Genomic DNA, 16,680 nt, shown 5'->3' with positions numbered 1-16,680 from the left:
TGCATTTTTATCAAGCTGTAGGTCATCAGTCTGTTTAGATGCTGCTGGGACACCCCCTTGCGCAGTAGCAAACTGGCTTGTAATCGCATTCATAGAGCTTTGAGCCGCCGATAATGGGTCAGCTGCATTTGCTTGAGTAAGTACCATTCCCATCAACGTTATTAAAACTAGAACCCTTTTTTTCATAAAAACTCTCTTAATTTAAAAAAATCATTTACTGATATATACTCTATCAAATTAGCACAATATTATGACTTAAAAACATTTCGTTTTCAAACCCATTTAAGCTTTCCTAATAAAAACCAAATGATTAAATAAGATCTACATAATAATCCTAAACAGTGTTAAAATATTGTCTCATGGGCGTGACATTTGTATGGGATAGTAGGCATGAACATATTTCCTCATTCGAGAAGTTTTTTGTTTCTTCAGGGACCTATTTCACCATTTTTTAATGAATTAGCTCATGAATTTTGTCGTGAAGGTTATCATCGTGTACATAAACTAAGACTTTGCGAAAGCGATAGTTTATGGTGGGATTTTTCTACCATTGATTATAGGGGAAAGTTTAAAGACTTTGAGCGCTTCATAACAAAAGAACTAGCACATTTAGAAATAACAGATATATTGTTATTAGGAGATTGCCGTCCTTATCATGCTAAGGCTATAGAAGTTGCTAAAAAGCTGAATATAGATTTCTGGGTATTTGAAGAAGGCTATATTCGTCCTGATACAATTACATTAGAGCATAACAAATACGCTAACGCTCGCAACCAGACTCCATCAGATAAAAGTTTTTACGAGAACTACAAAGTTATTCGCAACTATCCACTCATACGCACCCAAAATCCTCTGTCTATGCGCTTAAAATGGGACCTAGTTTATCACCTTAAAAATGGTTTATCTCCTTTTAGTTTTAGAAATTATAACCATCATCGTCAAGCTAAAATATATCGTGAATACATCGGCTGGATCATTAGATTTAGCAAGAAATTTTTCATAGATAGATTAAGTCTTCCGAGCAAGCTAGAAAAAATAATAGATAAAAAATTCTTTTTGGTACCACTACAACTCAGTCACGATTACCAAATTATCGAACATTCAAAGTATGAATCCACTTTAGAAATGATTGATGAGGTTTTAGTAAGCTTTGCGGAAAATACTAGTAGCGATACATTATTAGTATTTAAGCTTCATCCTTTTGACACAATGATTGTCAATCCACTAAAACACATTCACAAAAGACTAAAAAAATATCCTAGTATAAAATCTAGGATAATTACACTAGATGGTGGTCATCTGCCCACACTAATTGATAACTCTCTTGGAGTGGTTGTGATAAATAGTACGGTAGGCTTGCAAGCTCTAGCTCATGGAAAACCCACAAAAGCACTTGGTAGGGCAATATATAATTTTGATGGATTAACAGATACTCAATCTCTAGATAATTTTTGGCTAAACCCACAAAAACCTGATAAAGTAATCGTTACAAATTTTAAACGGTATTTACTTGATCATAACCAATTTAATGGTGGTTTTTATAGTAAGCATGGTATTAGTATTGCAGTACCATTTGTAACACACAAAATTTTAGGAAATTAGAGGCATGAATGTTTTGATAATTGGCGCATCTAGAGGCTTAGGTAAGCATCTGGCAATGAATTATGCTAAAAGCAAAGCATCTCTAACCCTGATTGCACGCAATCGACAAAACCTTGAAAAGGTTAGCTCTATATGTAGAGATTTAGGAGCACAATCTATCAACCTGAATATTTGTGATTGTGGAGATATTGCGCAATTAAAAGCAACCCTAAGCAATATCGCAACAAAACAAAATATAGACCTATGCATTTATGCTGCTGGAATTACATCAGTAATTGATGATAATTTTGAAAATATAGATCATGCTAATGAGCTACTTAAAATAAACCTTAATGGTGCAATTGCTACAACAAACATTTTACTCCCTAAAATGCTTGAGAAAAATTGTGGGCAAATAGTCTACTTCTCTTCGCTTGCTTCATATTATGGCATGGCATATTCACCTGTATATTGTGCTAGCAAAGCTGGACTTCGTGTCTATGCAGAATCTGTGCGTCAATATTGTCACAAAAGCAATGTAAAAATATCTGTAATCACAATGGGATTTGTAGATTCTGATATGAGTAGACAATTTATGCGTCCAAAGCCATTTCTTGTACCCACACAAAAAGCTGCTGACTATATCTATAAACGTATCAATAAACGTAAAGCATATATCCGCTTTCCATGGATTTTACAATTAGCCATTAGGATACAGAGCATCCTTCCTTATAAGCTTGCTGACTGGTTTATGATAATATCAGGGTATGGTAAGAAATAGTATGTCAAGTACTGTAATCATAATATCTATTGCTATCTTAGCAACCATTTTAAATAAGTCTATAAGGCTAGGCTTTTATAATTCTCTAGCATTTTGCTGGATATATTGTTTGATTGGCGTATTTATATATAGCCCCATCCTTTGTCTAATCATTAGCATAGTATTGCTAATTGTGATTTTAGGTATAGATTCAGCCAAGTATAAAATCTTAAAAGAACGCTTTCAGTATGAAGATCTTTTTTTGTATAGCCAGGTATTTCGCTTTCCTAAATTTTATATCCCTTTTGTCGGAGCATTACGCTTCTGGATACTGACAACTAGTGTATTATGTGCGACCGGATTAGTACTCTATCTTAATTACATATGGTTAGATGACTTTGATATTTATATTTGGCTTACTAATGTTATATTTTTCATAGCAATAAATATCATAATACACAGACTTGTTTCTATAAATAGAGAGCTCTCTTTTGTTGAGTGTATATCACAATTCGGTATGTATATGACCATCATAATATATCTATATCGCAATAGAGCTAAACTTACAAAACTTGAATCCCCTTGTTTGCATACAGATAATCTACCTAAAACTATCATTACTGTACAGTCAGAATCATATATTTTAGCAGATCAAAGTTTTGACTTTAAATTCTCTAATGATACCCATACATACAGTTCAGGAAAGCTTGTAGTTCCTTGCTATGGTGCATATACAATGCGTTCTGAGTTTGCGTTTTTGACTGGTATTACAAATAGCCAACTAGAATATGCTAGCTTTAATCCGTATAGAAAAGCATATAAAAATATTACCAAAAGCTACATTCAACAACTAAAAAATTTTGGATATTACTGTGTGGTAATCCACCCTTTTAATAAAAAGTTTTTTAACCGTGAAAAAGTCTTCAAGCATCTTGGTTTTAATGAGTTTATTGATGAATCTTATTTCGATAAAATTGATATCTTCACTCCAGATGCTCAACTAACCGACTATATCAAACAGTATTTAGATAAACATTCAAATCAAAAAATTTTTATGTTTGTGATCACAATAGCTGGACATGGTCCATATACGCTACCACGTAAAGACCCTCGGGTCTATAATGCTAATAATAATGATGATGAAATTAATGTATACCTTGATCTGAACTACAAAGCCACACAAATGTTAAAATCACTAGAACAACAACTCAATAAAGATAGTATGCTGATATGGTATGGCGATCACAAACCAAGTATTCAAAACTGGAATCTCTCTCAGACAAAGCCGTATCAGACCAACTATATTATTATCACTGACTCAACAAATAGCTCTCATAACATACAACAAGATATTTCTGTTGAAAATCTATTAGAATATAGTCTAAAAAAATATTCAAATTCTTATAGAAGTGAAATAGCTTAATAACAATGTTATAATGTTTATTATTTTTGGTACTTCATGGCTTAATGAAAAGAGCGATTTTTTACATATCAGGATTTGATCCAAGAGGAGATAAATTCTATAAAAGAGTTTTCAAAAATGAGTTAAATAAATTCTCTAAAAACAATAATATTGAAGCTGTTTTTTCACAAACTGATAATTCAGAGTATAAAATTAAATCAAACAATGCTGACTCTGATCTATTCCTTTTGAGCTGGATAGATATAATTCAAAAAATATACCAAAAATCTAGATTAAAAACTTGGTACGCTGCTTTTGTATCCTTTGTGATTATCATATCTAACAAGAATGCTCTAAAAAATATCATCCCCTATAAATATCAAAGTTTTTTCATCTCTCTAGTCTTTATAGATTTAATTATTTATAGTTGTTTGCTATTAATCATCTTGGTACTACTTATTAAACAACTATACATATACGCTATGATTATGTTAGTTATAGCATCTTTTATAATATTTTCATATAAAAGAATCATCCCAAAAATCATACCTGATAAAATCAGAATATGGATACAGGGTTTTATTTCTCTGGTCTATTTCTCAAATAAATATCAAAGTGATTTTATAAAAAATGCTCAATACCAAGCTAGCAAAATAATGCAGATTATAGATGCAAATAATCATAATGAATACATAATAATTTCTCATTCCGCTGGTGGTTATCCACTAATATTCATTCTTCATGAACTCCCAGTTGAATATTTTAAAAAAATCAAGATTATAACTTTAGGTCACTGTATTCCTGGATATATTAACCTAAAGCATCTCCAAAATTATAGAGATAGTCTAATACCTAAACTTCAACAAGCTAAAACCATATGGCTAGATATATACTCTCCTGCAGACCCTGTATCATCTATGCTAAATACAGAAAAAGCTTTTGCAAATCTAGGTATTATAAGTCAAAATAGTAAATTCTTTAATATGTATGACCAAGATACATATACAAAACTAAAACAAAACCCTCTGATAATACATTTTCAATACATTATGAGTGGTGATATACCCAATAACACTCTAAATTTTTATAAAATTTTAACTTCCACAAAACCTATAACTGACTACGATATATAAATCATGAATAAAATTAAAGAAAAAAATTATAATATCTATGCACCATTTCCTCCGTATTATACTGATGAAAAAGTGCCACTGAGAAAACTTCTTAAAGCTAAATCTTTTATAGAATTCTATAAAGAAAGACACTATAAAATGAAAATGGGGTATCCCAAAAAAAAAGTTGGTAAAAAGGAAATATCTTTATGCGTTAATGAATATGTCCTAGATGTGTTATCTGATTACGAGAGATATCCTAAGAGCAAAAACCTACACAAACTTTTAAGTCCACTGTTAGGTAATAGTATCTTCACTACAAATGGTGATATATGGCGTTTCCAAAGAAACATTATGAACAAGTCATTTGCGGCTTTACAGCCTAAAAAGACCTTCTCACTAATGGCTGAAGCAACCTTAGCTCTTATAGAACTAATTGATAATAAGTCTAAGGATTCCAATATTATTGCAATAGATTCTATGATGACTTATGTCACAGCTAATATTATTTTTCGCACGATTTTTTCTATTGATTATTCGTATGATAATGCTATTAAGCTATTTAATGACTTTAATCTATATCAAGAAACTTCATATCTACTAAATAGTCCATACAAATATATTTTATACCCATATCTAAAATATAAACAACGAGAATATGTAAGAAAAATACATAACCAATTCTATCCTGAAATAGCCAAAAGATATCATACAGATGATTGTAGTCAATACAATGATATACTAGGCAATTTAATCTTAAAAACTGATGAAAAAACTGGTAAAAAGTTTTCTCAGAAAGATCTAAATGAACAAATATGTATGCTTTTTTTAGCAGGCCATGAAACATCCGCAACTGCACTAACCTGGGCTTTATATTTAATATCACAAAGTGAAGAACTACAAGAAGATCTATATCAAGAAGTACAAGATTCTCTTGAGAATGGTGAAATAGCATATTCTTCACTAAAAAGTATGCCTTTGATGACTGCTGTATTTGAAGAAACTTTACGCCTCTACCCACCAGTAGTAGGACTACTAAGGCAAAGTTCTGAAAATGTTGTAATGTACAACAAAAATCTCGTAAAACCGCGTGATGAAATAATAATTCCATTATGGATACAGCATCGTCATACAGACAAATGGTATAATCCTATGGAGTTTAATCCATATAGATTTTACAATAAAAAGGCCTCTAATGTATGTCCAGTGTATATGCCATTTGGAAAAGGTGATAGAGTCTGCATAGGCTCAGCATTTGCGCTTCAAGAATCATTACTAATTCTAAGTACTATCATCAATAAATATAGGCTTGAAAATCTCACAAAGGATGTAATGCCCATAGGTCGTGTAACACTTAAACCTAGTGAACCAATCAATGTAAGATTCACTAATCGCTAAAAAATATAGAAAACTAATGGTATCTATTTCTTTTCTAAGCCTCTTGAAAAATATTTGATTACTTGATTTGATAATCCAGTACCAATTATTGGAGAAATAGTTTTCTCAAGAATAATATTTTTAAAACTATATTTAGAAGTAAGTTTAACTTGAGATGATTTATCATCTATTTTTTTAAACTCCCAATATCCTTGCATAATTTTGAATGGTCCACCCTGCATTGATACTTCTATATTATTATCATCTATATTTTATTTTATCAACAGGATAATTAAACTTTTTTGTTTTTATAGACTTTTTCATAATACTAGTTTTCCTTAATGTAGAATAAAAATGTATAACATATTGTATTTAAATATCTTTCCTTAAAAAATAAATTTTAAGATTTTGATCACTTATGTCACACTCTTGATAAACGCTAAATCCATGCTTTTGATAATATGAGATATTCTCTGGCTTGCTAGTCTCTAACAATAATGGAATTTTTTTTTCTTTAGCTTGCTGATAGCCATAGTCTATAATCTGTTTAGCTAAGCCACAGCCTCGACTAACTTCATCTGTACAAAGATATATAAGGTGCAAAAACTCTTTATCAAGACGCGACTTCTCAACTTTTGTTTGTATTTTAAGAATTCTGAAAATCCCTCGAATACCAAACTCCTTTAACATTCTAAGATTTGCTACAATATGAAATTTCCACGAAAGCTTTGTCTTACCAATGTAAGCAAAAAGCCCTACACTTTTGAGATTATCATCACAAATAACAAACCCTTGAGTATATGCATGATCTAGGTTGTAAATCATAAAAGCATCATAGCTCTTGCTATTTAAGAGATTATCTCTTTCACAAACTGAAAAAAACTCTCGAGTATGCGGATCTGCTGTAAAACTTTTTTTCAATAGCTCTAGTAAACTTAATCTAGTTTGGGCTTTTAAAGCATTTAACTTATTTGAAAAAATTTGCATATCTACTTCACTGTATTATATTTTGTTTTAGGCATTGTATTGTATAGTCCAGCTGATTTTTAGTATGCTCACTTGATATAAAAAAGCGGAGTCTAGCTTTTCTTTCTTCAACTGCAGGATACATTATTGGCATTGCATTAATATTACAATCATCAAAAAGCTTATTTGATAGTGCTACGGCGTTACGTGAGCTACCCACAATCACTGGAATAATTGCTCTACCAATAGAGTCACCAGTATCCAAACTCTGATTCTTTAACTGATTTAGAAGATACTCACTATTATAGTGCAACCTACTAACCCTATCAGGTTCAGCTAACATAAGCTCCAATGAGCTAATCGCAGCTACTGTATTAGCAGGTGATAAACCTACACTATAAACTAGACCTGGAGCATAATGACGCAAAATATCTATGATCACATTATTTGCAGCTATATATCCACCACAACTACAAAGAGTTTTACTCAATGTCCCCATCCAAATATCAACTTCTTTAGGTGAAAGATTATAATGCTCAAAGATACCTTTGCCTGTCTTACCTAAGACTCCTAAACCATGAGCCTCATCTACCATCAATACAGCACCATACTCTTTTTTTAGCTTAATAATCTCTGGTAAATTTGGAATATCTCCATCCATACTATACAAGCCTTCAACAACTACAAATATCTGCTCATACTTATGGGCATTTAGCTGTAATAGCTGAGAAAGATGATCAATATCGTTATGTCTAAAACCAATTGCTTTTGCAACCGATAGCTTTACACCTTGGATTATACTATTGTGGGCTAACTGATCATACAATATGAGGCTTTTATCATGAGTTAAACAGCTAATTACCGATACATTTGTCGCATGACCACTGACAAAAACAATAGCATCTTCTGATTGGTACAACTCTGCTATTTTGTTTTCTAAATTTTGATGAATAGCTCTTTGACCTGCTACGATTCGACTTGCTGAAACTGTTGTACCTTCTTGAGCTAATACATCTGTTACTGCTTGTATTGTTCTTGGATCACCATTTAGCCCTAAATAGTTATAAGAACCATAATTTATTAGCTCTTTAGTGGCATAATTAATTTTAGCACCTGCAATCCCTTGATAGTTACGATATAGAGGATCAGCTATTCCAAATTTTTTGACAGTTTCTCGCATATACTGCAACTCTTGATAAAGAGGATGTGCTCTAAAATCATAATCTACTTTTTGTTCAGATAAATCTTCTAATGTTGTTTGTGTTTGCAGTACTCTAGATTTAACTTGAGATAAGTTACCAAAAAGTTTTTTTGCCATTAGCTCTCACCATGTCTTTGTTTAATTATATCAAGAATATCATCTGAATTACCGTCTTGACTATCATCTGTATAAATATTACGCAAAATCATCCCTACGATATCGCTAGATGTTTTTAATTGCGCAATAGACATAGCCGAGATAGTAACCCCTGTAAATTTCTCTTCTAAGCTTACCGCAAGCTCAAATGCCATCAAAGAATCCATACCAAGATCACGAAGATCTGTAGATAATGCAAGTCCATTTATATTCACGCCTAATATACTAGCAACTTGAGCCAAAACATTAGTCTGCACTATTTTTATACTTTGCGGTTTTGGAGATGATCTTAAAGTATCTAAATCAAGACTAGATATGGTTTTAGCTTGCTCTTGATCTATCACCTCTTGATAGCGTAAAGTTTTTAGAACAGGCAAAACTTTCGCAATTCTGCTACCCTCAAACTTTGATGCAATTATATGAGACTTGGTATTTAGCAAAATCTCATTAATAATACACTGAGTATCAATACTAGACAAAGGTGTAAATCCTAAACCACTCTCCATAAGCTTTTTGATACCTTGATCTCTTGTCAAAAGACCAAAATCCGCTATCGGCCCCCAAGCTATATATTGGGCAGCAAGACCTTGCTCTCTACGCTGTGCAACTAAGCCCTCTAAATATGCATTAGCTGCTACATAATTTGATTGGTTAATATTACCAACAACTGTAGCTATCGAAGAGAACATAATAAAATGTTCTAATGTCCAATAATTAGAATATTTACTTAGCCACTGTCCTCCTAGCGCTTTAACTTCAAAAACCTTATCAAAACTATGTTCTGACATATCAGAAAATGCTACATCATCATATATTACGGCTGCATGTACTATACCTTTCAGATCGACCCCTCTTTGGTACAAATCCAGCATTAAATCTCTAACACTAATTTCATTACTTACATCTAAAGATAATACTTCATAACTAACACCAATTTCATCTAGCTTATTTCTATTTTCTCTAGAAATAGTACCACTACGACTAATCAGTATTAGTTCTGTCGCGCCATGTTTTGCAAGCTCCATTGCAGTATAGAAACCAAAACCTTGTGTTCCTCCAGTTACAATATAAGTACCATTAATATTCGCTTTTTTATTGCTCCATGTATCTAGGTAAACTTTATCTTTAGTCTGCATATTTACAATGACCTTACCGAGCTGTCTTCCCTGCTGCATACACCGAAATGCTTCTTGAATGCTATGCATAGTAAACTCTTGATATGGTAAAGGCATAAGAATCTGATCATTAAAATATGTTGTCAATTCTACAAGCATTTGTTGTATAAGCTCTGGCTTATATTTGATTAGCTGATCAAGATCAATACCAGAAAAAGTTATATTATTACGGAAAACTTTCATGGCTAAAGAGTTATTATCAAATATATCCCTTTTACCAAGTTCTACAAAATGACCAAATGGTGCTAAAACAGCTAAACTTGCTTCAAGAAGATCATTAGATAATGAATTTAACACAATATCAACTTTGATATTAGAATTTTCAAACTCAATTAAAAAATCAGTACTACGAGAATCGTAAACAGCTATAACACCCAAAGACTCTACCATGAGTTTTTTCTCAATAGAGCCGACTGTTGTATAAATTTCTAGCTCTAATAAATGGGCAACTTGTATCGCAGCAAGACCTATAGCTCCACCACCACCATGAATCAATATCTTTTGTCCTGGCTTTGCTCGAGCAAGCTCCTTGATAGCATAATATGATGTCATAAATGCAACGAGCATAGTTGATCCCTGCTGCATAGAACATGTTTGGGGTAATTTAGCAATGAAGTTTTGGTTAACAACCAGCTCTGTAGCAAAACTCTGCTGAGCACACCCAAAAACTCTATCTCCAATTTTAAAACCACTAACATTATCACCAATATCAATAATTTCTCCACTAAACTCCATACCTAAATAGGCTCCAAGAAAACCGAACTCTAAGGATTCTTGTGGAATTAGTCCCAAACTATACATAACATCTCTAAAATTTAGTCCTGTATAATGCACCTTAATACGAACATCTTCAACACCACAGTTTCGAGATTGTTTAGTAAACCACTTAAGATGAGAAAATGAGCCTCTATTTGTAATAACTAGTTTATATTGATGATCTGGGTCGTTTAATTTTAAATGTTTAAGATAATGCTTATATACAACACCCCTCTCTATGAAAATCTCTTGTGCAAAATACCTATCATCAAGAATAAAATTCCAATCTAGTACTTCATGTAAATTTTTCATGACAACTCTTGTTATACTAATTTCTGAATTCTCATTAACAAAGACTCGTAATGATGCTAGTAATGACTGGTGTAATGGAGACGATAAAATCCCATCTCTCCACGAGCTTTCAATAATAACTATTTTATTTTTAGATGAAGTAGTATGGATTTGCTGTAGTATCTTATAAAGACTTGAATGCTCACAATCTTTATCAACCACAATGACTGCTGATAACTCTGAATCTTCAACATGAATAATACTGCTAAGTTGAGTAGTGCCATGAATACTTTTTTGACACTGTAATGGTGGCAAATCAGTTAAGCATGCTTTTACAAAAAAAGGTTTTTGCAATAAAACCTCTACACTTAATGCAGATTGCTTAGTCTCAGCATCATAATTCTCGGCCTGCAATAAAACATCATCAACAGCCTTTCTAGGCATCCTTTGAATTTTAGAATCCAACATACTCGTAAATACTTGACTCTCGAGGCTTGTAAGCCAAATGTAAAACTTAGCTATACCTCCAGATTTTAGCTTAGATAATATTAACTCAACATAGTCATTCTTAGCAAAACTAGGATGTGACTCTATGAATATACAATCATACGTGTCGTTTACAATCTCATATAAATCACTCCACCCTGTAGAGTACTGAATCTCTAAATTATCTGTCGCTATACGCTCGAAAATTTGTCTTTGAACACCTGCACCCACCACCAACACTTTTAGCGGATTATCAATATTACTATATGCTTTTTGTAGCTCACTAATAATATCTTTGATACTACCCTCTATATTAGTGATTAGCGCTATTTGCCATAAAGTATCTATATCTCTCAAGGACTGTATAAGCTTAAAGTCATTTACACCAAGTGATAGTAATGCTTTATAACAAAGTAGCAAAGGCTTTAAAAGATTTGGAAACTCTACAAAAAGTAGTTGTAACATTTCTTGTAGCTGACTGTCTAGAATATCAATACTAGGAAAATCTTTAACTATTTTTACCACAGAAGAGCTCTGGTCATTAATCTGACTATTTTGTGCATCTTGATAAGCTTTTTTAGCAATTAAAAGTTTTATAAAACCTATAATTACTTGTTGCTCTTGAACCTCAATATCATCATATCTAAGGCATGGCAACCTAGGAGATCTAACATACTCATGCTCTAAGGAAGCAAAAGGCTTAAGAGACTCAACAAAGCAATCTTGTGGCAGCAATCCTTTAATACCACTTGCGACTGACTCGAATCTAGCACCTTTGATAAGACTTATCAAATTACTTTCTAAATCAGTATAATAAATATCTGCAACAATGAGGTTTGAGCTCTTATATTTAAGCCTAATAACAGCTTTATCAATCCTTGCATGAAATCTTAGAATATAATTAAAATCAAAGCCTATAGGTAAGAACAGGTTTGATTGAGTACTTCCAAATTCAGAGAGTAATGAAATGATAGCTTGAAAGCCTCCATCTATACCAAATGGCGATTGAGCATAGTTTTGATTATAATTTTCTTCATTAAAGAATACTATTGCCGAATTTATACCTAGCTCTATTTTGTTTACTATTGCAAACTTATCTATATAGTTAAGCCCTATATTCCTACAGTTAGCATAATGTTTTGTTGCCGAAACAGCAACATTAGATAAATCCAAATTTTGAGGTACAATTGGTTTTGAATCAATATTTTGCAATAAATAACGGGCTTTAACATGCAGGCTTTCGTTATTACCATATTGTGAAATACTCTTTATTATAACTGAACCATCTTGATTACTAGTACTAATAAGAGTACGCATATCATCTTTTTGTAATAACAATGGTGCATATATCTGTATATCCTTAAGAAGGATAACATTTGTATCCTCTAAATCATTTGCTTTCTTTACAAGCTGACATACTAACTCTAACCATGCCGAAGCTGGTAATACGACATCTTCTCCAACTTGATGTCCATGAAAATCAGTTGCAAGCTGATAATCAAGATAGCTTACCCATGTTTTGGCCTTATTGGTAACTTGCCAACCTAATAATTCACTCCCAGAATATATCATTGATTTATTATTTTTTGCATACCAATGATATTTCAAGTCTAACTGAGATCTAATAATCTCGGTATTTTCACTATGGAAAGCTTTTGTCTGCCATGATGCGCCAGATAGATATAGTTTATCGATAATATCCCGACTAACTAATCTAGATTTCTCAACAGTCGAAAAGTAATTAATCTTAAAACCATCACTAATCTTATTAAGATAGTTCCTCAATACAACTCTAGGCGTAACCTCTACAAATGTGTCAATAGATGAATTTAGCAAATTTATTATCGCAGAAGCAAAATCAACTGGCTCTACAATATTTTTCCACCAATACTCAGAGCTACGCAATTCCTCAGCCGACAACTTTTTAGCAAATACAGTTGAAATAAAGTCACTAGAAGTATCAGAAACATTACTGTCTAATCTAGGGAATCTAACATCAAATTCAGATTTAACATCTCTATCCATATATCTTGAATGAAAAGGATACTCAACATCTAAAAAGCGATTAAATACACCCTGCGTTTCACAAAATCCGGCTAAGACTCTCAGCTCTTTAGCATCACCCGCTATTGTCAGAGAGTCTTGAGCATTAATAGCAGCAATATCTAAATTACTAAGCTCTAAATCAACAATTAATGACCTATACTTCTCTCTCGTAATATTAACTGCCAACATAGTACCTTTGCCATGTGTTATAGCTTGAGCATTACTACGCGCCACTACCAATCTGTATGCCTCTGATAGAGACAATATTCCACTAGTATATGCTGCAGCTATTTCACCAACACTATGTCCTAAAACAGCTTGTACATTAATACCACTATTTAATAAATACTTCACTATAGATACTTGGAATATGAATAATGCTGGCTGTGCAATCCTAGTATCACTATAAGACCCACTATCAATAGCCAACCAGTCTTTTAAGCTCATCTCAGTAATTTCTTGAAGTTCAGAAATAGTATCGCCCAGATAGCTCGTCAGCTCACTAGACTCATGCAACAATCTCAACATGCCAGAATATTGACAGCCATTTCCAGCAAACAGTAAAGCAACATTTTTAGAGTTGAAATCTATATCATAATCTCTGGATTTATTATCAGAAAAATCCTCAAAACTATCATACAAAGCAAAAAACCCTCTAGTGCTTCTATAGCATTGAGAGGCTATTGAATGACTATAGTAACTCGACTGATTATTTATAATTTCCTTAGTCAGTTTTTTTTGATCAGCTAAAAGCTTAGCACTGTGTGTCTTTAAAATTAACTTATCAGAGAAGTACTCTGCTGTTTCATATCTCTTTGTTGGAGATTTTTCTAGATATGCTTGCAACAATACATGCGCATTAGTTCCACCAAAACCAAAAGAGTTAATTCCAATTAAACTTTCTTTATTAACATCAATATCTACAATTTCACTAGGTATTTCAATATTGTTACGCTGTAATTGTAATTTAGGATTTGGTTTATCAAAGTGTATATTTGCTGGGATTCTCTTATTTTGCAATATTAGTAATGCTTTTATTACACCCGCAAGACCAGAAGCAGGCTCTAGATGACCAATATTTGATTTTATAGATCCTGTTATAAGACTAGATTTCTTCTTTGATGCTATTGATTCTGCAATAGCCTGGATCTCTAGAGGATCACCTACAGGAGTACCTGTCCCATGTGCCTCAATATAAAGTAAATCATCTAAATCAACTTCATCATAAATATCTTCTAATAAATCCCGTTGAGCCTCATAGCTAGGCAAAGGCAATCCAGATGTTTTACCATCGCTATTTACAGCGGTTTTGTTAACTAAGGCATAAATCGTATCTCCATCAGCCAAAGCTTTTTGAAAGTCTTTAACAACAACTACTACACACCCTTCTGATCTTACATATCCATCAGCTTCTGCTGAAAAGCTCCGACATCTTCCAGTAGGTGACATCATATGAGCCTTAGAAAAACCAATAAATGGTGTATGATGCAATAAACAATTCACTCCACCGACTATGGCGGTATCTATTTGATTCGCTTGAATCGCTTTTACAGCTATATCTAAAGCTACTAAAGAAGAAGAACAAGCTGTATCAACAACCATACTTGGCCCTTTGAAATTAAAACTGTAGGAAACGCGATTAGCTATAATGCTTTTAGCAGCCCCTGTCATGGTATATGAATTAATTTCTTCCCCGTTCTCAACAGAGAAATAACTATAGTCTGTGTTTGAAGCCCCAACATACACCCCATAGTTTTCTCCCGAAAGCTTTTCAGGTATATATCCAGCTTTTTGTAGAGCGAAGTAAGTATGATTAAGTAGCATCCGTTGCTGGGGATCAATTTTACTAGCCTCTCTTGAGCTTATATTGAAGAGAGTTGAGTCAAATTCTTCAATACCTGGAATTACTCCTGCCGAAAAACTATATGACTTGCCAGCTTTTTTCTTTGAAAAATGCAAAAATCTTTTTTTATCGATTCGTGAATTTGGTATTTCAGAAACAAGATCTCTTGACTGCTCCAAAGCTTGCCACAGATCACGATCACTACTTATACCTTCAGGTAGCACAAAACTATAGCCAATTATCGCAACTTTTTTCATAAAGTATTTTTTTTATTAATCTAAAATTATTTTAACACAAACTAACGTAAAATTTATTTAACAAACTTTAATAGACTATCTTCTATAGTAAATAATCAATATTATCCTCATTATCAAATGAGTCTAATATGTAGTCAAAATCAACAGAAAAGCCAATCACCTTAAACACTTCAGCAAGCTTGTCGTTAAGTAGAAGTTCTTTGATATCATTAGTATATCTCAGTTGATCTTTAGATTTAAGATTCTTAGACACATCATCAAAAACATCGGCAATACCAGCTTTTTTGAGAAAATTTGCTTGTGTCATATAACCATCTAATTGAAATCCAGCTTCAGTTGCAGCCTCTGCAACAGTTGTAAAATCAACATGCGCCGTAATATCTTGCTCACCAATATTGATAAACGGATCATAATTAGTCTTATGCTGATGGTAGCAAGCTAAAGTTCCCATACTCCTTTCTTTTGAGTAGTATAAACTCCTATGATAACCATAGTCGCACAAAAATATCATACCGCTCTCTAAAATATCATACAAAGACTTAATCCATGGACGGATCCAAGTATTTATTTCACTAGCGTACTCATCTTCAAAATTGATATTATCTAGCAATATCCTATTAGCTTCATACTCAAAAAGCTTATCATTTTCGATCATATCAACAAGCTTCCACTTATTATTAACAAAGCCTACACCTTGCTGAATAAGTTGATTATTTTGAGCTCTAAAAATATCTACTGGCATTGCATCTAAGACTTCATTTGCAAAAACTACTGCTTTGAGTTTAAACCTTGGAAGCTCTGTCACCCACTCAAACCTATCATAATGCTCAGGAATATTTTTCCTTACATTTTCTTGTTGCCTAGATTTTAGATCATTACTTAATTCAACTATTATATATTTGTCAGGTAAACTACCTAAGCTATTAAGCTCATGCATACAGTCAATAGCAAACTTACCACTACCAGCTCCAAATTCTATAACATTAGAATCTCTACCCAACTCTGAAATCACTAGTGCAAACTGCCTTGCAAAAGTACGTGCAAATAGTGATGTTTGAGAAGTTGCCGTAATAAAATCTCCATTCGAAGATATTTTTTCTTTAGACCCAGAGTAATAACCAAATTTAGGATAATATAAAGCCATCTGCATAAAATCCCTAAATAACATAGGTTTATTAGTAGTTTTTATCTTTTCTAGAATTACATTTTCAATAGACACAAAATAATAGGTGTTTTTAGTAAAAATATAATTATTTTAAGTTTAAAATGGA

10 protein-coding genes and 1 pseudogene are annotated in these 16,680 nt (G+C 32.6%); 5 read left to right on the top strand and 6 right to left on the bottom strand.

The window, feature by feature from the left end; translation table 11 throughout:
• Positions 1-186, bottom strand: a pseudogene (locus FTPG_RS09780) (polysaccharide biosynthesis/export family protein); the annotation flags it as partial.
• A gap of 204 nt (positions 187-390) precedes the next feature.
• Between FTPG_RS09780 and FTPG_RS04135 the strand changes: the two are divergent.
• Genes FTPG_RS04135 through FTPG_RS04115 form a run of 5 tightly spaced genes read left to right on the top strand, consistent with a single transcriptional unit; the run spans position 391 to position 6,253 of the window.
• Positions 391-1,602 (top strand): capsular biosynthesis protein, encoded by a 1,212-nt coding sequence (locus tag FTPG_RS04135; protein WP_035722310.1) that lies wholly within the window; start codon positions 391-393, stop codon positions 1,600-1,602.
• A gap of 4 nt (positions 1,603-1,606) precedes the next feature.
• Positions 1,607-2,362, top strand: coding sequence for an SDR family NAD(P)-dependent oxidoreductase (locus tag FTPG_RS04130; RefSeq protein WP_004287167.1), 756 nt, complete (start codon positions 1,607-1,609; stop codon positions 2,360-2,362).
• Positions 2,349-3,764 (top strand): LTA synthase family protein, encoded by a 1,416-nt coding sequence (locus FTPG_RS04125; RefSeq protein WP_004287166.1) that lies wholly within the window; start codon positions 2,349-2,351, stop codon positions 3,762-3,764. Before FTPG_RS04130 ends, FTPG_RS04125 begins: the two co-directional genes overlap by 14 nt.
• Positions 3,765-3,808: 44 nt before the next feature.
• Positions 3,809-4,876: a hypothetical protein gene (locus FTPG_RS04120; protein WP_004287165.1), complete on the top strand. Its 1,068-nt coding sequence runs from the start codon at positions 3,809-3,811 to the stop codon at positions 4,874-4,876.
• Between the two features lie 3 nt (positions 4,877-4,879).
• Positions 4,880-6,253: a cytochrome P450 gene (locus FTPG_RS04115; protein WP_004287164.1), complete on the top strand. Its 1,374-nt coding sequence runs from the start codon at positions 4,880-4,882 to the stop codon at positions 6,251-6,253.
• 23 nt (positions 6,254-6,276) lie between these two features.
• Here FTPG_RS04115 and FTPG_RS04110 read toward each other — a convergent pair whose 3' ends face one another.
• From FTPG_RS04110 to FTPG_RS04090, 5 genes are all read right to left on the bottom strand, one after another.
• Positions 6,277-6,474 (bottom strand): SRPBCC family protein, encoded by a 198-nt coding sequence (locus FTPG_RS04110; protein ID WP_004287163.1) that lies wholly within the window; start codon positions 6,472-6,474, stop codon positions 6,277-6,279.
• Positions 6,475-6,604: 130 nt separating this feature from the next.
• A complete protein-coding gene (locus FTPG_RS04105; RefSeq protein ID WP_004287162.1) occupies positions 6,605-7,219 on the bottom strand; it encodes a GNAT family N-acetyltransferase in 615 nt (204 codons plus the stop codon).
• Between the two features lie 7 nt (positions 7,220-7,226).
• Positions 7,227-8,516, bottom strand: a complete 1,290-nt coding sequence (locus FTPG_RS04100; protein WP_004287161.1) for an aminotransferase class I/II-fold pyridoxal phosphate-dependent enzyme — start codon at positions 8,514-8,516, stop codon at positions 7,227-7,229.
• Positions 8,516-15,409: a type I polyketide synthase gene (locus FTPG_RS04095; RefSeq protein WP_004287160.1), complete on the bottom strand. Its 6,894-nt coding sequence runs from the start codon at positions 15,407-15,409 to the stop codon at positions 8,516-8,518. Before FTPG_RS04095 ends, FTPG_RS04100 begins: the two co-directional genes overlap by 1 nt.
• An 82-nt stretch (positions 15,410-15,491) precedes the next feature.
• Entirely contained in the window at positions 15,492-16,628 is a 1,137-nt protein-coding gene (locus FTPG_RS04090; protein WP_004287159.1) for a class I SAM-dependent methyltransferase, read from the bottom strand.
• Positions 16,629-16,680 lie beyond the last annotated feature (52 nt).

Source organism: Francisella philomiragia subsp. philomiragia ATCC 25015 (assembly GCF_000156715.1).
Taxonomy (GTDB): domain Bacteria; phylum Pseudomonadota; class Gammaproteobacteria; order Francisellales; family Francisellaceae; genus Francisella; species Francisella philomiragia.
Note: the sequence above shows the minus strand (reverse complement) of the source record. Positions and strands in the feature narration are given on the sequence as shown.